The following is a 17932-nucleotide window of genomic DNA, read 5'->3' as shown; positions in this document are numbered from 1 at the left end:
GCTTGCACCGATGTCCAACACCCTTCCTGCCGACCCGCGGGTCGAATCGCTGATCCAGCGGATGACGCTGGAGGAGAAGGCAGGCCAGCTCGGCGTGTTCGCCGACATGGTCCGTCCCTTCGCCCCCGACGTGAATCCCGAGACCAACGTGCGCAACGCCGCCGAGGTCCTGGAGCAGGTGCGCGCGGGCCGCGTCGGCACCCTGTTCAACGGCGTGGGCGCCGGGGCCGGACGCGAGATCCAGCGCGTGGCGGTGGAGGAGAGCCGCCTGGGCATCCCGGTGCTGCTGGCCGCGGACGTGATCCACGGCATGCGCACCGTGTTCCCGATCCCGCTGGGCGAGGCCGCGAGCTTCGAGCCCGGCCTGGCCGAGCGCACCGCGCGTGCCACCGCGATCGAGGCCACCGCCGCCGGCATCCACTGGACCTATGCGCCGGCGGTGGACATCGCCCGCGACCAGCGCTGGGGCCGTGGTGCCGAGGGCGCGGGCGAGGATGTGTACCTGGGCTGCCAGTTCGCCGCCGCCCGGGTGCGCGGCTTCCAGGGCCAGGACCTGCGCGCGCCGGATTCGCTGCTGGCCACGGCCAAGCATTTCGTCGCCTATGGCGCGGTGACCGCGGGCCTGGACTACAACTTCGTCGAGATCTCCGAAGGCACCCTGCGCGACGTGCACCTGCCGCCGTTCAAGGCCGCGGTCGATGCCGGCGCGCTGGCGGTGATGACCGCCTTCAACGACATCAACGGCATCCCGGCCAGCGCCAACCACGCGCTGCTGACCGGGGTGCTGCGCAACGAGTGGGGTTTCCCCGGCGTGGTCGTGTCCGACTACACCGCCGACATGGAGCTGCTGGCCCACGGCTATGCCGCCGACGAGGCCCATGCCACCGAACTTGCTTTTGTCGCCGGCATGGACATGAGCATGCAGAGCGGCTACTACGCCGCGCACCTGCCGGCGCTGGTGGAGTCCGGCAGGGTGCGGGTGGAACAGCTCGATGCCGCGGTGCGCAGGGTGCTGCAGCTCAAGGCGGCGATCGGCCTGTTCGACGATCCCTACCGTTCGCTGGATCCGGCGCGCGAGGCCGATACCTCGCTGCGTGCAGCGCACGAGGCGCTGGCGCGCGACGCCGCGCGGCGCTCGATGGTGCTGCTGAAGAACGAGGGCGGGGTGCTCCCGCTGCGTCGCGACGCACGCATCGCCCTGATGGGGCCGTTCGCGCGCGACATGGACAACATCGAAGGCTGCTGGACCCTGTTCGGCGACCGCAGCCGCTACGTCAGCCTGGAGGCCGGCATCCGTGCAGCGCTGCCGGAGGGCGCCGCGCTGCAGGTGGTGGATGGCTGCGGCCTGGAGGCGCCACTGGAGGGCGGCATCGAGGCGGCGGTCGCCGCCGCGCGCGAGGCCGACGTGGTGGTGCTGGCGCTGGGTGAGCCGCAGCGTTACAGCGGCGAGGCACAGTCGCGCGTGCGGATCGAGCTGCCGCCGGTACAGCAGGCGCTGGCCGATGCGGTCGCCGCCACCGGCAAACCAGTGGTGGTACTGCTGCGCAACGGCCGCGCGCTGGCGCTGCAGGGCGCCGTACGCGACGCGCAGGCGATCCTGGTGACCTGGTTCCTCGGCAGCCAGACCGGCCATGCCGTGGCCGACGTGCTGTTTGGCGACCACAGTCCCTCCGGCCGCCTGCCGGTCAGCTTCCCGCACGACTCCGGGCAGCAGCCGTACTTCTACAACCATCCGCGCACCGGCCGCCCCGAGCTTGCGGACATGAAAGAGTTCAAGGCGCGCTGGCGCGAATACCCGCACCAGGCGCTCTATCCCTTCGGCCACGGCCTGACCTATGGCCGCATCGAGTACGGCGCGACCACGGTGGACGCGCCGGCGCTGGCCTGGGATGGCGAGGTGGTGGTACGTGCCACCGTGCGCAATGCCGGCGAGCGCGCGGTGGAAGAGGTGGTGCAGCTGTACGTGCACGACCGCGTCGCCAGCCGGGTGCGCCCGGTGCGCGAGCTCAAGGGTTTCATCAAGCTGCTGCTGCAGCCGGGCGAGTCGCGCGAGGTGGAATTCCGCCTGTCACGCGTCGACCTGGCATTCACGCGCGCCGATGGCACCCATGGCGCCGAGCCGGGCTGGTTCGATGCGTGGGTCGCGCCCTCGTCGGTGACGGGCGAGCCGGCGGCGTTCGAACTGCTGTCCCCGTAAACGCGACGACCGCCGGGCGGCGAGGGGCCGGCCGGCGGTCGTATATGCGACCTGCTGGGCAAGGATCAGGTGCCGTGTGGATCGGCACCGCGTTCCCACGCGCGCTGGATCGCCAGGCGCGCACGCGACCAGTCAAGGCGCGAGTTGCCCTTGCGGCCCTCCCATTCGCGACGCAGCTGGTCCTCCGCGGCGGCGAACTCGGCGGCAGGGTCGCGGCGACGGAAGGCGTAGCCGGTCTCGTACGCGGCCGAGTAGTCGTCATAGGTATCGCCCTCGAGGTAGTAGGGCTCGCTGCGGTACTGCTGGTTCCAGTAGCCGGAGTCGGGGAACTGCTCGGTGGCGGTGCGGCCTGGGACTTGGTAGCCGGGCGTGCTCATCGGCGTTTCTCCTCTTCGGTTGGGGGAGTGCCCAAGCTATCGGGCGCGGCGTTAAGCAGGCCGCGCCAGCGGGTGATCGCGGTGTTAGGCGTTCAGCTGGTCGCCGTGGAGGCTTCGTACGGCATCTGGGTGGCGCCGGTCCGGGTGATTGCGGCATCGGCCACCGCAAGTGCCTGCTCTTCGCCGTCGATCACCACCAGCACCTGGCCGGCTTCGATCGCGTCCTCGAACTTGCGGCGCACCGGGTCCTGCACGGTCGCGCCCATCAGGGCCGACGACCAGCTGCCCACCGCCGCGCCGACGCCGGTCATCAGCGCCGCGCCGGCCAGGGTGATGCCCAGCGGCGGCACGGCCACCGCCAGCAGGCCCGCGACCAGACCCAGCGCGCCACCGCCGGCGGCGCCACGCATCGCGGCCGGCACCATGTCGGTATTGGCCTCGCGCAGGTCGTCGGGTACGGCATCCATCTCGATATCGGAGCGCGCGATCAGCGACAGGCAGTCGCGGTCGATGCCCGCATCGCGTGCCGCACTGATGGCGGCCTGCGCCGCGGCCAGGTTGGGGGTGCTGTAGATGCGCCGCTGCTTCATCGCCGGCTTCCTCTTCTGTCGGTCAGAAGCAGGAAGGTGGGGCGGCGGCGGTGACACCCGCGTGAGCGGGTGCCGCGGGTCGTTCAGCCCTCGCTTGCGTCCGTATCCGCGGCGTCGATGGCGTCGGGACTGTGCCGGGCGACGATGGTGGTCGCGGCCAGGTCGCCGGTGACATTCCCGGTGGTCGCGAACACGTCCGGGATGGTGTCCACCGCCAGCAGCAGGCCCAGCGGTTCGACCGGCAGGCCCATGGACTGGGTCACCGGCAGCACCGTGGCCATGAAGCTGACCTGGCCGGGCAGGCCGACCGAGCCCAGGCTGATCACCACCGCCAGCGCCGCGCCGGCAGCCAGCTGCAGGGCGCTCAGCTCGATGCCGTAGGCCCAGGCCACGAAGCAGGCGGCGACCACGTACTGGATCGGGCTGGTGATGCGGAACAGGGTCACCGCCATTGGCAGGACCAGGCCTGCCACCGCGCGCGTGATGCCCATGCGCTCGCGTGCGCTCTCCAGCATCGCCGGCAGGGTGGCCAGCGAGGACTGGGTGCTGGCCGCCACCACCTGGGCCGGCAGGGTGGCCTTGGCGAAGGCCAGCGGCGAGCGCCCGGCGAACAGCGCCACCAGCACGTAGCAGATCGCGATTGCGCCGATGTAGAGCCCGCACTGCAGGCCGATGTAGCCGGCCAGCGCCCCGACCACGCCCAGGCCCGCCTGCGCGCACACCGCCAGCATCAGCGCGAACACGCCCAGCGGCGCGGCCAGCAGCACCCAGTGCACGATCACGATCATGGTGTCGGCGATGCCCTGGCACAGGCCGATGACCTGGGCGCGGCGCTCGGCGGCGATGCGGGTGAGGGCGAAGCCGAAGAACAGGGCGAACACCACCAGCGGCAGCATCGCGCCCTGGGCCGCGGCCATGATCGCGTTGGAGGGAATGACGTTCGCGACCCACTGCGCCAGCGAAGGCGCAGCGCCGGCCTCGATCCCGGCGGCGCTGCCCTGCAGGGTCGCGGCCAGCTGCGCATCCGGTGTCACCCAGGCCAGCACCGCCGGCGCGGCCAGGGCGGCATAGCCGGAGAACAGCGACAGCAGGACCACGAACACGAACATCGCCCGCCGCGCCACCCGGCCGGAGGCGGCGGCATTGGCGGCGTTGGCCACGCCCAGGATCACCAGGGCCAGCACCAGCGGCACCACGGTCATCTGCAACGCGCTCAGCCAGAGCTTGCCGATCGGCTGGGCGATGGCCGCCGCGGTTGCCGCACCAGCGGCGCTGGCCTGGGCCAGGGCCAGGCCGACGATGGCGCCGGCAGCCAGCGCCAGCAGGACGCGCGCGGTTGCGCCGGGAAGCTTCATCGGGCCGATCCCGCTTCGGGCAGCTGCCAGCGTGGCGCCAGGCGCGCGTATGCGGCGCGCGGCAGCAGCACGAAGCGCGGCTGCGCCGCAGGATCCAGCCAGGCCAGCAGGCGGCGCATGTCGTCCTCGGCCATGGCGGTGCAGCCGGCGGTGGTCTCGCCGGGCTGGCGCCACAGGTGGGCGAAGATGCAGCTGCCGGTGCCGGGCGTATTGCCCGGGTTGTGGCCGATCACCAGGCCCAGGCGGTAGCGCGGGTCGCCATTGGCGTGCAGGTCCAGGCGCATCGGCTCGGTCGAGCCGGCCACCGCGGCTGCGCCGACCTCGCGGGCATCGACGATGCGGTTGTAATGCGGCGAATCCGGCACATCCATGCACCAGTGGCTGGCATCCATCTGCCGGTAGGGCATGGCGGTGTCGACCTGGCCGGCGGCCCGGTAACCGAAGGCGGTGTCGAGGGTGAACATGCCGGCGGGGCTGCGGCCGTCGCCCTCGCGCTTGAGCGGACCCTCGCCCTGGTCCGCGGCCGCGTGCAGGCCTTCGCCCCAGGCTGCGCCGTTGCGGCCGATGCTTACCGCGAATTCCCCGCGCTCGCGCCATGGTTGATCCGGTGCGGCGCGCTCGTAGTAGCGCAGGGTGCCGGTGGTGGCGTCCCAGTCGGCGGTGGTCACCACCACCAGCTGGTTGGGACCGGGTGTCGAGGACGGCAGCGCCGCCAGCACGGTGGCGCCGGCCAGCAGCAGCGCGGCCACGGCCAGCAGGCGCAGGAGCGGGTGCAGGCGGGGGCGGGGGCTGCGGGACTGGGTCATGGGCGCCTTCAGGAATCGAGCAGGTGCTGGATGCGCTCGAGGTTGATGTTGAGCTGGCGGTGCCGGTCCGGGTTGGCCTGGCACAGCAGCACGAACAGGAAGTCGAGCAGGTATTGCAGCGAGGAGCGGTACAGCAGCTGGGCCACGTGCGGGGCCGGATCGTGCGCGGACACCACCAGGGTCGCGTCGGCATGCGCGCGCAGCGGGTTGGCGGTGTGCCGGGTGATCGACACCACCTTGCCCTCGCAGGCCTGGAACTGGCGGCTGAGCTGGCACAGCTGCGGCAGCTGGCCGAACTCGGAGAACAGCAGCAGCACGTCGCCGGGCCGCGCCGCCGAGAGGTTGGCCATCATCAGGATCGGGTCGGCGTGGTGCACGGTCAGCACGCCCAGCAGCGACAGGCGCATGGCGAACTCGCGCGCGAACAGGCCGTCGTCGCCCAGGCCGCAGACGAACACCTTGCCGGCACCATCGACCAGGCCGACGATGGCCTCGATCCGCTCGCGCGGGTTGATCAGCCGGGTTTCCTCCTCGGCCGCGGTCTTGCTCCGGCGCAGGCCTTCCTCCAAGCGGACGTAGGCGTCATCGGTTTCCGGCGGGGCGCCGGCCGGGGCGTCGCCGCCGTTGCGGGCCAGGGCCTGGCCGATGGAGTACTTGAGGTCCGGGTAACCACGGAAGCCGAACTTCTGGCTGAACTTGACCACCGAGGACTGGCTCACGCCCAGCGCGCTGGCCAGCTGCTGCGAGGAGTAGTCGCGCAGCAGGTGGGCGTTCTCGAGGATGAAATCGGCGATGCGGCGCTCGATGGCCGACATCTGGTCGCGTTCGGATCGGATCTTTACCAGTGGCGGCATGGCGGGGATATTCATCCGTGGGGCCGTGGCCTGGCAACCGGCGCTCAGCGCGCCAGCGGCTCCAGGCCCTGGATCTCGCGGATGCCCAGGCCCGGCGCGTCGGTGATGCTGATCTCCGATTCGTTGAAGATGACCCCGCCCTCGACCGGGTTGAACTGGCCCAGCGAGGGGCCGTCGAGGTCGACCTTGCTGATCGCGTCGGACTTGGCCACCGCCAGGTGCACCGCCGCGGCCACCGAGATGGCCGACTCGATCATGCAGCCGATCATGCATTGCATGCCATAGATCGAGGCGATGTCGGCGATGCGGATGGCATTGGACAGGCCGCCGGTCTTCATCAGCTTGATGTTGATGATGTCGGCGGCACGGCGCTGGATCAGGTCGAACACCTGTTCCGGGCCGAACACGCTCTCGTCGGCCATCACCGGGGTATGGACGCGGTCGGTGACGTACTTCAGGCCTTCGATGTCGGCGGCCTTGACCGGCTGTTCCAGCAGTTCCAGCAGCACGCCGGCGTTCTCCAGCGCGTGCATGGCGTATACGGCCTGCTTGGCAGTCCACCCCTGGTTCGCGTCCAGGCGCAGCAGGGCGCGGCCCTCGACCGCGGCGTGGATCGCCTTGACCCGTTCGATGTCCAGGCCGATGTCCTTGCCCACCTTGATCTTCAGCGAGTCGAAGCCGCGCTCCACCGCCGAGATCGAGTCGGCCACCATCTTGTCGATGTGGTCCACCGAGATGGTGATGTCGGTGGTGATCACCGGGTCGCCACCGCCGAGCATCTTGTACAGCGGCGCGTCGTACAGCTGGCCCCAGAGGTCATAGATCGCGATCTCCACCGCCGCCTTGGCGCTGGTGTTGCGCTCCAGCGCGCCCTGGACCAGGCCGCAGATGCGGTTGAGGTTGGCGATCTCCTGGCCGATCAGGCGCGGCTTGATGAAGCGCTCGATCGCCTCGGCGATGGAACCGTGGGTGTCGCCGGTGATCACCGCCGTGGCGGGTGCCTCGCCATGGCCGGTATGGCCGGTGTCGGTGCGCACCAGGACCACGATGTCCTCCACCGTGTCGACCGTGCGCAGCGCGGTCTTGAACGGGGTCTTCAGCGGCACGCGCAGCATGCGCAGTTCGATGTCGGTGATCTTCACTTGGGCTCTCAGGGAGAAGTACGCGGGCGGACCCGCTGGATGCTGGTCATGCGGTCCACGTAGGTCTCGTTGTCGTTGAACAGCAGCGGGTCCAGCGGGGTCACCGAGACGCCATTGAGGCCGGCGCGCACGCGGCTGCCGTCGGCACCGCGCCAGCCGCCGCCGCTGGTGTCGTGGATCATGTAGGCCATCCCGTCCTCGTGGCCGATGGCCATCATCACGTGGCCGGGGATGTAGACCAGGTCGCCCGCCTGCAGCCCGCGCACCGCGGCCTGGCGGCGCGCGGCATCGTCGCCGGGCTCGAAGGCGATCCGGTCCAGCGCCGGGCTCACCGCCTGGTCGCGGGTGTTGCGCGGGACCAGCATGCCGAAGCTGCGGTAGATCTCGGAGACGAAGCCGCTGCAGTCGCGCGCGTCGTAGGAATGGCCCCAGCCATAGCGCTCGCCCAGGAACTTGAAGGCCTGGGTGACGAGGTTGGCCGGGGTCAGCGGCAGGTAGTCGTCGGCGACGTCCGCCGAGCGCGGGACCAGCGCCGGCACGAACTCCAGGCTGCCGTCGGCGCGGCGCGCGGGCAGGTCGACCACGTGCGACGCGTAGGGATGCTGGCCGTTCACGGCCTGCGACGGATCCAGCCCGGTGCGCAGCGGCAGGCGCAGGCCCATGTCCAGCTGCAGGGCCGAGACCCGCGGCTCGTCCGGGGTGTAGGTGGTGCGGACCGTGGCGCCGGTGACCACGATGTACGGGGCGCGGCTGGCGTAGCCCAGCACCTCTTCGCGCTTGCCAAGGGCGACATGGCGCGCCTCGATCCAGGCGCTGTAGCGCTCGGAGGCCACGAACAGCCATTGGCGGTCGCGGCTCTCGTGCAGCACCGCCACCGCATCGCCCGGGAACAGCGCCGATTCCTGGAAGCGGTCGATATCGGTGTCGCCGGGCGAGGAGAACACCCGCAGCGAGGTCGGGAACGCGCGCAACGCGGCGCGGTGCACGACCAGCCCGTACTGCAGCGGACGGCTGGCGGGGATCGCGTCCAGCGCGAGCTCGCGCTGCAGGTTGGCGAGGGTGCGCGGCGGTACCTCCTTGCCCTGCCCGTCGTAGAGGCTGCGGGCGGGGGGCGAGGACAGCTTTTCGACCTGTGCGCGCACGAACCCGCGCGGCAGCGGATCGGGCAGGGCGGCGATGTCCTGGATCGAAGCGTCTTCGGCGCGCATGCGCGCGTTCTGCGCGGCGATGCCCTCGCGGTCGAGGATGACGCGGTCCGGCTGTTCGAGCCGGGCGATCCAGTAACCGGGATCGAGCTGGGACTGGCGCACGCCGATGACCGACGTCGGGGCGTCGGCCTGCGCCGGCGTGGACCAGGCGGTGGCCGGCAGCAGCAGGGCTGCCAGCATCGGGCCCGCCCAGGCAAGGCGCCTGCGAACCGGGGTGCTCCGCGCGTCGCGGACTTTCATGGTGGGCGACTCCCCTGGGGCGTGTTCGTCAAGAATAGTTATTCCAGTTATTTGCGGCGTCAAGAATAAATTATTGACCCGGCCCGCAGCGCGTGTTACATCGGCAACACCACCGCACGCGGGAAGTGTCGTCGTGGAAGCCAGCTTTCGCCAACCAGCGGCACTCGCCAAAGCGCGGACCCAGGTCCGCGGCGGGCGCTTGCCTCTCGCTGGCGCCGGGCTGCTGCTGGGCCTCGTGCTGGGGAGCGCGATGGCCGCCACCCCGGACGACCTGCCGCAGGTGGTTGCCGCGGTCGACGCGGGACGCTTCGCCGAGGCCGAGTCGCGCATCGCCGCGCGGCTGGCCACGGACGGCATGGGGGCCGGGGAGCGCCGCGCGCTGGAGTTCGAACGCGAGCGCATGCGCCGCATCCGCCTGGACTTCAGCCTCGACCGCGAAGCCGTGCTGGCGCAGTTGCGGCGGCAGGTGCCGGACCTGCGCGAGGCCGAGTTCGAGGCCTGGGATGCCGCCGGGCTGGTCGAACACATGGACATCGACGGGGAGCGCCGCTGGTTCAAGCGCGCGGTGTCCAACCTGTTCCGGCTCAGTCCCGAGGCCGCGGCACGCCGCGCACCGCCGGTGAAGCCATTTAGCGAAGGTCCGTTCGAACGCCTGCATCCGCACCATGCCGAAGTGCTGGCCGCAGCGGCCTCCGGTGCCACCAGCGTGGCTCCGCGCCGGCTGGAGGTGACCCAGTCGCTGGTGGTCGATGCCGACGCGGTGCCCGCGGGCGAGACGATACGTGCCTGGATCCCGTATCCGCGGGCGATACCCGGGCAGCAGGAAGGCATCCACCTGGTCGGCACCTCGCCGGCCGGCGGCCAGGTCGCGCCGGAAGACGCACCGATGCGCACGGTCTACCTGGAAGGCAAGGCGGAGGCCGGCAAGCCGACCGCGTTCTCCATCACCTACGAGCTGACCGTGCATGCCCGGCATGTCCCGGTCGACCCGGACAAGGTGGTGCCGGTGGAGCGCGACGACCCGGCGCTGGCGCCGTACCTGGCCGAGCGCGCGCCGCACGTGGTGTTCACCCCGCGGCTGCGTGCGTTCTCGCGACAGGTGGTGGGCGGGGAGACCAACCCGTACCGGATCGCGCAGAAGCTGTTCGCGGCCGTGGACCGGATTCCCTGGGCCGGCGCGCGCGAGTACTCGACCATCTCCAACATCAGCGACTACGCCCTCGGTGCCGGCCATGCCGACTGCGGCCAGCAGACGCTGCTGCTGGTCAGCCTGCTGCGGCTCAACGGCATTCCCGCGCGCTGGCAGTCCGGCTGGACCTACTCCGACGAGGACGTCGGCTACGACAACATGCATGACTGGGGCTGGCTGTACCTGGCCCCCTACGGCTGGCTGCCGATGGACGTGACCACCGGCCGGCTGGAAAGCGACGACCCGGCGCTGCGCTGGTTCTACCTGGGCGGCCTGGACGCCTACCGCATCGCCTTCAACGACGACTACGCCCGCGACTTCGTGCCCGCCAAGACCCACTTCCGCTCCGAGACCGTGGACTCGCAGCGTGGCGAGGCCGAATGGCGCGGCGGGAACCTCTATTTCGACCAGTGGGACTACCGGTTCCAGTGGCGGATGCTGCCGCCTGACGGCGGACGGACGGGCGGGGAACACACCAACACCACTGTGGGAGAGACACGGGGATGAACAGCAGGATCCTGAGGAAGGCGGCCCTGGCCGTTGCGCTGGGCGCGTGCATGGGCAGCATGGCTCCGCTGGCGATGGCGCAGAGCGCGACCGGCGCGGTGGCCGGACGCGCGGCTGCCGGCGACCAGCTGGTGCTGACCAGCGAGCAGACCGGCCTGAGCCGTACCGTCACTGCCGGCAACGACGGCAGCTACCGCCTGAGCCAGCTGCCGGTCGGCAACTACCGCCTGCAGGTGCTGCGCGATGGCCAGCCGGTAGGCGCGCCGGTCGAGGTCAGCGTGTCGCTGGGTGGCACGACCTCGGTCAACCTCGGCAGCGACGGTGCCGTGGCCAACCTGGATACGATCGAGGTGGTCGGGTCGCGCGTGGTCAACCGCGTCGACGTGTTCTCGATCGAGACGGCGACCAACGTCAACCGCGAGGAGATCGGGCGCCTGCCGGTGGCCCCGGACCTGGCCTCGGTGGCGATGCTGGCGCCGGGCGTGATCGGCGGTAATTCCTCGCTGGGCGGCATTTCCTTCGGCGGCTCGTCGATCGCCGAGAACTCGGTCTACATCAACGGCCTCAACGTCACCGACTTCTACCGCCGGCAGAGCTTCTCCAGCGCGCCGTTCGCCTTCTTCGACCAGTTCCAGATCAAGACCGGCGGCTACTCGGTGGAGTTCGGCCGCAGCACCGGCGGCGTGATCAACGCGGTGACCCGCTCGGGTACCAACGAGCTCAAGGGCGGCGTCGAGTTCACCTTCGAGCCGGAGGCCTTCCGTTCCAAGGCCGACGACCACCGCTTCTACGACGTGGACGGCGCCGGCAACCCGGTGCCGGTGGATTACCGCTCCAGCCGCGACGAGCGCGACCTGATCAAGGGCAATGCCTGGGCGTCCGGCCCGCTGGTCCGCGACAAGCTGTTCATTTTCGCCATGTACGAGCAGCAGAAGGTCGACTCCGGCTACACCCTCAGCTCCGGCGCCAGCTGGAACAAGGGCGACGCCAACAACGGCTTCTGGGGCGCCAAGCTCGACTGGAACATCAACGAGAACCACCTGCTGGAGCTGCTGGCCTTCTCCGACGAGGCCGAGACCGACACCACCACCTACGGCTACGACTGGGATGGCCGCGAGCGCGGTGCGCTCAGCGGCGTGAGCACCTCCGAAAGCGGCGGCAAGAGCGGTTCGCTCACCTGGACCGGCCGCTTCGGCGAGAACTTCGTCGCCAAGGCGATGTACGGCACCAACCGCAGCAAGAGCGTGGTCACCTCGCCGTCGGACGAGCAGTGCGCGCAGGTGATCATCAATTCCAGCTACAACGCGATCTACAACGACATGGGCCGGCCGCTGGTCAGCTGCCATCCCAGCTCCTCGGCGTCGGTGGTCGACCACCATGACGAGCGCGAGGTCGGCCGCCTGGACTTCGAGTGGACCCTCGGCGACCACCTGCTGCGGTTCGGCCTGGACACCGAGACCATGACCACCGACCGCACGACCTTCTACCCGGGCCCGACGGCGCAGCGCTTCACCATCTACTCCTACACGCCGGGCGCGGTGCTGGGCAATGGCGCCACCGTGCCGGCCGGCGTGACCGAGGTTGCCATGGGCCGCGAGCGCCGCGACGGCGGCGTGTTCGATACCGATGCCAATGCCTGGTACATCGAGGACAACTGGAGCGTCACCCCGAACCTGCTGCTGAACCTCGGCGTGCGCGTGGACAGCCTGGACTACAAGACCGCCACCGGTTCGAGCTTCATCAAGCTCGACGACCTGGTGTCCCCGCGCATCGGCTTCTCCTGGGACGTGCGCGGCGACGGCCGCACCAAGCTGTTCGGCAACGCCGGCCGCTACTACCTGCCGGTCAACAACATCATCAACTACACCTTCGCCGGCGGCCTGGTCGACGAATACACCTACTACGTGCTGGAGGGCTGGTCCCCGGCGACCAACCCGGTCACCGGCGCGGCCTACATGAACCCGGTGCTGGGCGCGCAGATCGGCCGCGTCGACGACGACATGAACATCGGCGTCGGCGACCTGCGCCAGAGCGTGGACCGCGACCTGGAGGCGATGTACCAGGACGAGTTCATCCTCGGCTTCCAGAGCATGATCAACCAGGCCTGGTCCTGGGGCGTCAACGCCACCTACCGCGACATGACCCACGCGGTGGACGACATGCGCATCAACGCCCTGTGCGGCGTGCGCCACGGCAACCTGTGGCCGATCGCCAACCCGGGCGAGAAGGTCACCCTGTGGGGCACCACCGACATGGGCTGCGCCCAGGACGGCTGGGTGACGATCGACACCTCGCGCGAGGGCTACATGATGGCCGGCAGCAACCAGGTCATCGGCTACTTCAAGCCGGAGCGGACATACAAGGGCGTGGAGTTCCAGATCGACCGCGCCTGGGACGACAAGTGGGCGTTCAACGCCTCCTACCTGTGGTCCAAGCTGTCGGGCAACCACGAGGGCCCGGTCAACTCCGACACCAACTACGGCGATACCGGCATGGTCCAGCACTGGGACCACCCGGCCAACAACCAGCGCTACGGCGACCTGTTCAACGACCACCGCCACCAGGTCAAGCTGCGTGGCAGCTACCGCCTCAACGAGCAGTGGCTGTTCGGCGGCACCGTGACCGCCATGTCCGGTGGCCCGATCACCGCCTTCGGCACCTCCTGGCCGGGCGAGGATTCGGTCGCCAGCTACACCAGCGAGGGCAGCGGCGGCGGCACCGGCTGGATCTGCGTGGCCAACTGCAACGCGCCCAATGGCGAGCGCCAGTACGAGTACTCGCCGCGCGGCGCCTTCGGCCGCATGCCGTGGATCTACGACGTCGGCGCCAGCGTGACCTGGCAGCTGCCGGTGGAGAGCACCGACCTGAAGGTGCGCCTGTCGGTCTACAACCTGCTCAACGACCAGGAAGTGATCAACGTGCGCGCCCGCTACGAGAAGCAGCCGGGCGACTACCGCCCGACCTTCGGCACCGGCACCCGCTGGCAGTCGCCGCGCTACGCCCAGCTGCTGGTCACCTGGAACTTCTGATGTACCGGTGCCGGGCCCGTCCATCCGGGCGGGCCTGGCCCAGGAGCACACGATGTCCCGCTTCCTCCCTCCTGCGGCTGCCCTGGCGGCCGCTTTTTTTTGCATCCCGGCGATGGCGTCGCAGCCGGCGCCAGCCCAGGCCTTCGTCGAACAGGCCGTCGACCAGGCGGTCGCGCGCTACGACCTGCCGGGCATCGCCGTCGGCGTGGTCGAGGACGGCAAGGTCGCGGCGGTGGTCACCCGCGGCGAACTGGCCGCCGGCAGCGGCGAGCCGGTGACGCCGGACGCGCTGTTCAGGATCGCCTCCAACAGCAAGGCCATGACCGCGGCGGTGCTGGCCCGGCTGGCCGACCAGGGCAGGCTGCGCTGGGACGACCCGGTCACCAGGCACCTGCCGCGGTTCCGGATGCACGATCCGTGGGTGACCCGGCACATGCAGGTGCGCGACCTGCTGGTGCACAACAGCGGCCTGGGCCTGGGGGCCGGCGACCTGATGCTGTGGCCGGAGCCCAACGACTTCACCCGCGCCGACATCATCGCCGGCCTGGCGCACCTGCAGCCGGTGACCAGCTTCCGTTCCGGCTATGCCTACGACAACCTGCTGTACGTGGTGGCGGGCGAGGTCGCCGCGGCCGCGGGTGGCAAGCCCTACGCCGACCTGGTGCGCGAGCAGGTGTTCGCGCCGCTGGGAATGCAGGGCTGCCGCGTCGGCAGCTGGAACGTCGACGAGGCCGGGCCGATCGCGCGCCCGCACCGGCGGGTGGACGGGCGCAACGTCGCGCGCGATGCGGAGCGCGGCGAGGTCCCCGACATCACTTCGATGGCCGCCGGCGGCATCCGCTGCAGCCTGGACGACATGCTGCGCTGGATCGGCGCCTGGCTGGATCCAGCCCATCCCTGGCTGTCGCCGGAGCAGCGCCGCGCGGCGTGGACCGGCCACATGCCGATGCCGGTCGGCGTGCGCATGCGCGAATGGGACAACAGCCACTTCCACGCCTACGGCCATGGCTGGCGCCTGTCCGACGTGGACGGCCACTGGAAGGTTGCCCATACCGGCACCCTGTCCGGGATGTATTCCTCGGTGATCCTGCTGCCGGACCTGCGCACCGGCATCGTGATCCTCATCAATGGCGAGGCCGAGGACGCGCGTACCGTGCTCGGCCAGGTGCTGGCCAAGCGCTACACCCGCCCCGACCCGAAGCTGGACGTGGCCCACTACGCCGCGCTGCTGGACCAGGAGCGGTCGCTGCGGCGCGAGGCCGAGCCGCTGCCCGACACCGGCTCGCGCCGTCCCGCCACCCGCCGCGAAGCTGCCGGGCTGCTGGGCGTGTGGCGCGATCCCTGGTTCGGCGAGGTGGCGCTGTGCCCGCGCGGGGACGGCATCGGTTTCGCCTCGGCGCGCTCGCCACGCATGCGCGGACGACTGATGCGGGTGGGCGGGGACTGGCTGGTGGACTGGGACGACGATGGCGTCGACGCGGAGGCCTGGCTGCACCCGCCGGAGCGCAGGGGCGGTACCCTGCGCCTGTCCAAGGTCGATCCGGAAGCGGACTTCAGCTATGACTACCAGGACCTCGCCTTCGTCCATGCGCGCGCCTGCCCCTGAGGCCCGCCGCATGCGCTCCCGCCTGCTGGCACTCCTGCTGCTGGCGCCGGCCGCCATGGCCTGCGAGGTGCAGGTGTCGCCGGCGGAGACGGCCGCGGAGGCCGGGCTGGCCGAGGTGCGCACGCTGGGGCCCGGCATCCGGGTCGAGGCGCGCTACTCCGGCCCCAACAACTTCACTGGCGCCCCCGTGCCCGGCTACGAGGCCGACGCCTGCCTGCTGCTGCCGCAGGTGGCCGGGGCCCTCGCCCAGGTGCAGCTGGACCTGCAGGCCGAAGGGCTGGGCCTGCTGGTCTACGACTGCTACCGCCCGGTGACCGCGGTGGAGGCGTTCATGGACTGGGCCGAAGAGCCCGACGATCCGCGGCAGAAGGCCCGCTGGTATCCGCGGGTGGACAAGCACAGCCTGGTGCCCGGCTACATCGCCGATACCTCCGGCCACAGCCGCGGCGCCACCGTGGACCTGACCCTGGTCCGTTGCAGCGATGCCGGCTGCGAGCCGCTGTCCATGGGCACGCCGTTCGACTTCTTCGACCCGGCTGCGCATACCGGCGCGCCGGTGGGCGCGGAGCAGCAGGCCAACCGCGAGCGCCTGCTTGCGGCGATGGAGGCGCGGGGTTTCCGCAACTACCCGCAGGAGTGGTGGCATTACACCTTCCAGCCCGAGCCGGATCCGTGCACCGCCTACGACGTGCCGGTGCGCTGAAGGACGCATGGCGGAGGTATGTGATGGAAGAGTGGCTGACCGTGCAGTGCCCGTGGTGCGGCGAGTCGTTCGACACCGCGGTCGATGCCGGCGCCGGCGACCAGCAGTACGTGGAGGACTGCCAGGTCTGCTGCCAGCCGATCCTGCTGGACGTGGCCGTGGACGCCGGGGGCCAGGCCTCGCTGGCAGCGAGGCGCGAGGGCGGGGACTGAACGCCGGACGCGCGTGGCGGCTAGACTTGTCGGCCATTTGCCCCAAGGTCCTGCCCGTCCGATGAACCTGCCCCTGCATACCGGCCTGCTTGGCTGCCTCGAAGCCGGCCTGATCGCCTTCCTCATCGGCGTGCTGGTGTATGGGCTGTGGTCGTGGCTGGGGCGGCGCACCGGGATGCAGATCGGGCACCAGCTCGGCTGGGGCGCGGTGATCGCCACCGTGATCGCCGCGGGCCTGGACACCTGGAACCTGTTCTACATCGGCATGGTCAAGCTGGAGTCGCCTCTGTACGCGCGCCTGGCGCTGCAGGGCATCCACGACGCCGACAACCTCGGCACCCGGGTGATGCTGGAAGTGATCGGTGCGGTCTCCGGCGCGGTCCTGGGCTGGTGGCTGTTCAGCCACCGGAATGCCCCGCACGATGCTGGAAACGGCCCGGACCAGGCCGCATAAGCGCGGCATGGCGCACGTTCCAAGGCGCATGTAACTCCGTCCACACGGATCCCTAACCAGCGGCTACAACGCCGCGGCGCGCGGGTGGTTAAAGCGATGTTTGATGCCTGGTCTCGGCCGCGTTCCGGTTCATCGCGAGCGGCGCAAGGTGCACTCGTGTTCTGCAGCAAGCAGTCACGTCTTCCACCGACGGAGTACGCCTACATGAAGAAGCTCAACACCCGCACCCCGACCGGCCTGCTGTTCCTGGGAATGATTGCCGCCGCGCCGCTGGCGTTCGCGCAGAGCACCGAGCCCACCGGCCAGCCGGCCCCGACCCAGGGTGGCACCCCCGCCGCCACGCAGGCACCGCAGTCCGGCAGCGGCCAGGGCCAGAGCTGGGCCGACCTGGACAAGGACGGCAACGGCAGCATCAGCCGCGACGAGGCCAAGGCCCATGCCGCGCTCTCGGGCGTGTTCGCCACCGCTGATACCGACGGCGACGGCGAACTGACCGCCGAGGAGTACCGCACCTTCATCCAGAACCAGCAGCAGGGCGGCAGCGCCACGCCGTAACAGCCTCAGCCAGGCTGGACCATGGCAGTGACCAGGGAAGCGGGCTACGGCCCGCTTCCCTTTTTCGTGCCGGCCCGGCCCGCGCTATCCTGCACGCCCGCCGTGACGGCGCCCGCGCACAGGACCTCCCATGCAAGACATCCGCCTGGTCGGCTTCGACGGCGACGACACCCTGTGGCGCAGCGAGGACTACTACCGCGCCGCGGAGAAGCGCTACGAGGAGATCATCGGCCGCTACATCGACCTGCACGACGCACGCACCCTGCGCCACCTGCTCGAGGTCGAGCGCCGCAACCTCAAGGTGTTCGGCTACGGCGTAAAGGGCATGACCCTGTCGATGATCGAGGCCGCCATCGAGCTGACCGATGCCCGCATCTCCGCCCGCGACCTGCAGCAGGTGGTGGACATCGGCCGCGACACCCTGGGCCATCCGGTCGAACTGCTGCACGGCATCCGCGAGGCGGTCGAGGCCGTGGCCGCGCGCTGGCCGGTGGTGCTGGTGACCAAGGGCGACCTGTTCCACCAGGAGGACAAGATCGCCCGCTCCGGACTGGCTGACCTGTTCCCGCGCATCGAGATCGTGTCCGAGAAGGATCCGCCCACCTATGCGCGGGTGCTGGCCGAGTTCGGGATCGAGCCGCAGCAGTTCGTGATGGTCGGCAACTCGCTGCGCTCGGACATCGAACCGGTGGTGCGCCTGGGCGGCTGGGGCGTGCACGTGCCCTATGCCATCACCTGGGCGCACGAGGCCGAGCACGGCCTGGCCGAGGAACACCCGCGCGTGCGGACCGTGGCCAGCGCGGCGGAACTCCCCGAAGCCATCGCCGGGATCGTGGCGGATGTGGCGGCCGGCTGAGCCCATGGCCCGCCGGGTTCGCGCGGTGGCGCCCTCGCGGCACAATGGGGCC

At 70.5% G+C, this 17932-nt stretch carries 16 protein-coding genes; 9 read left to right on the top strand and 7 right to left on the bottom strand.

Features of this window, described 5'->3' with window-relative positions:
* Positions 1-10 precede the first annotated feature (10 nt).
* A complete protein-coding gene (locus tag PSESU_RS12855; RefSeq protein ID WP_013536219.1) occupies positions 11-2197 on the top strand; it encodes a glycoside hydrolase family 3 N-terminal domain-containing protein in 2187 nt (728 codons plus the stop codon).
* A gap of 65 nt (positions 2198-2262) precedes the next feature.
* Here the strand turns inward: PSESU_RS12855 and PSESU_RS12850 are convergent, their stop codons facing one another.
* The 7 genes from PSESU_RS12850 to PSESU_RS12820 all read right to left on the bottom strand — a co-directional run bounded on the left by PSESU_RS12850 (position 2263) and on the right by PSESU_RS12820 (position 8709).
* Positions 2263-2574 carry a hypothetical protein gene (locus tag PSESU_RS12850; protein ID WP_013536218.1) on the bottom strand — a complete coding sequence of 104 codons (312 nt, stop codon included), beginning with the start codon at positions 2572-2574 and terminating at the stop codon, positions 2263-2265.
* 92 nt (positions 2575-2666) lie between these two features.
* On the bottom strand, positions 2667-3164 hold the full coding sequence (locus PSESU_RS12845) for a hypothetical protein (RefSeq protein WP_013536217.1): 498 nt from the start codon (positions 3162-3164) through the stop codon (positions 2667-2669).
* Between the two features lie 83 nt (positions 3165-3247).
* Entirely contained in the window at positions 3248-4519 is a 1272-nt protein-coding gene (locus PSESU_RS12840) for a dicarboxylate/amino acid:cation symporter (RefSeq protein ID WP_013536216.1), read from the bottom strand.
* Entirely contained in the window at positions 4516-5325 is an 810-nt protein-coding gene (locus PSESU_RS12835) for a L,D-transpeptidase family protein (RefSeq protein WP_013536215.1), read from the bottom strand. The genes PSESU_RS12840 and PSESU_RS12835 overlap by 4 nt, the downstream gene beginning before the upstream one ends.
* 8 nt (positions 5326-5333) lie before the next feature.
* The gene (locus PSESU_RS12830; protein WP_041764149.1) at positions 5334-6179 is read right to left on the bottom strand and encodes a MurR/RpiR family transcriptional regulator; all 846 of its coding nucleotides are present in this window, start codon (positions 6177-6179) and stop codon (positions 5334-5336) included.
* Between the two features lie 44 nt (positions 6180-6223).
* Entirely contained in the window at positions 6224-7321 is a 1098-nt protein-coding gene (locus tag PSESU_RS12825; RefSeq protein WP_013536213.1) for a dipeptide epimerase, read from the bottom strand.
* An 8-nt stretch (positions 7322-7329) separates the two neighbouring features.
* On the bottom strand, positions 7330-8709 hold the full coding sequence (locus tag PSESU_RS12820; RefSeq protein WP_041764148.1) for an SH3 domain-containing protein: 1380 nt from the start codon (positions 8707-8709) through the stop codon (positions 7330-7332).
* Between the two features lie 310 nt (positions 8710-9019).
* On the opposite strand from PSESU_RS12820, the gene PSESU_RS12815 reads away from it, so the two are divergent.
* From PSESU_RS12815 to PSESU_RS12780, 8 genes are all read left to right on the top strand, one after another.
* On the top strand, positions 9020-10465 hold the full coding sequence (locus PSESU_RS12815) for a transglutaminase-like domain-containing protein (protein ID WP_013536211.1): 1446 nt from the start codon (positions 9020-9022) through the stop codon (positions 10463-10465).
* The gene (locus PSESU_RS12810) at positions 10462-13494 is read left to right on the top strand and encodes a TonB-dependent receptor (RefSeq protein WP_013536210.1); all 3033 of its coding nucleotides are present in this window, start codon (positions 10462-10464) and stop codon (positions 13492-13494) included. Before PSESU_RS12815 ends, PSESU_RS12810 begins: the two co-directional genes overlap by 4 nt.
* A gap of 52 nt (positions 13495-13546) precedes the next feature.
* Positions 13547-15100: a serine hydrolase domain-containing protein gene (locus tag PSESU_RS12805; RefSeq protein ID WP_013536209.1), complete on the top strand. Its 1554-nt coding sequence runs from the start codon at positions 13547-13549 to the stop codon at positions 15098-15100.
* 10 nt (positions 15101-15110) lie between these two features.
* The gene (locus PSESU_RS12800; protein WP_013536208.1) at positions 15111-15803 is read left to right on the top strand and encodes a M15 family metallopeptidase; all 693 of its coding nucleotides are present in this window, start codon (positions 15111-15113) and stop codon (positions 15801-15803) included.
* Positions 15804-15826: 23 nt separating this feature from the next.
* Positions 15827-16015 (top strand): CPXCG motif-containing cysteine-rich protein, encoded by a 189-nt coding sequence (locus tag PSESU_RS12795; protein WP_013536207.1) that lies wholly within the window; start codon positions 15827-15829, stop codon positions 16013-16015.
* Between the two features lie 61 nt (positions 16016-16076).
* Complete coding sequence (locus PSESU_RS12790) at positions 16077-16469, top strand: hypothetical protein (RefSeq protein ID WP_013536206.1); 393 nt, start codon at positions 16077-16079, stop codon at positions 16467-16469.
* A 204-nt stretch (positions 16470-16673) separates the two neighbouring features.
* A complete protein-coding gene (locus PSESU_RS12785; RefSeq protein ID WP_013536205.1) occupies positions 16674-17024 on the top strand; it encodes an EF-hand domain-containing protein in 351 nt (116 codons plus the stop codon).
* 130 nt (positions 17025-17154) lie between these two features.
* Entirely contained in the window at positions 17155-17880 is a 726-nt protein-coding gene (locus PSESU_RS12780; protein ID WP_013536204.1) for an HAD family hydrolase, read from the top strand.
* Positions 17881-17932: the final 52 nt, after the last annotated feature.

Origin of the sequence: Pseudoxanthomonas suwonensis 11-1, assembly GCF_000185965.1 — a bacterium.
Taxonomy (GTDB): Bacteria; Pseudomonadota; Gammaproteobacteria; order Xanthomonadales; family Xanthomonadaceae; genus Pseudoxanthomonas; species Pseudoxanthomonas suwonensis_A.
The sequence above is the reverse complement of the archived record's forward strand: the minus strand, read 5'-3'. Positions and strand labels throughout refer to the sequence as shown.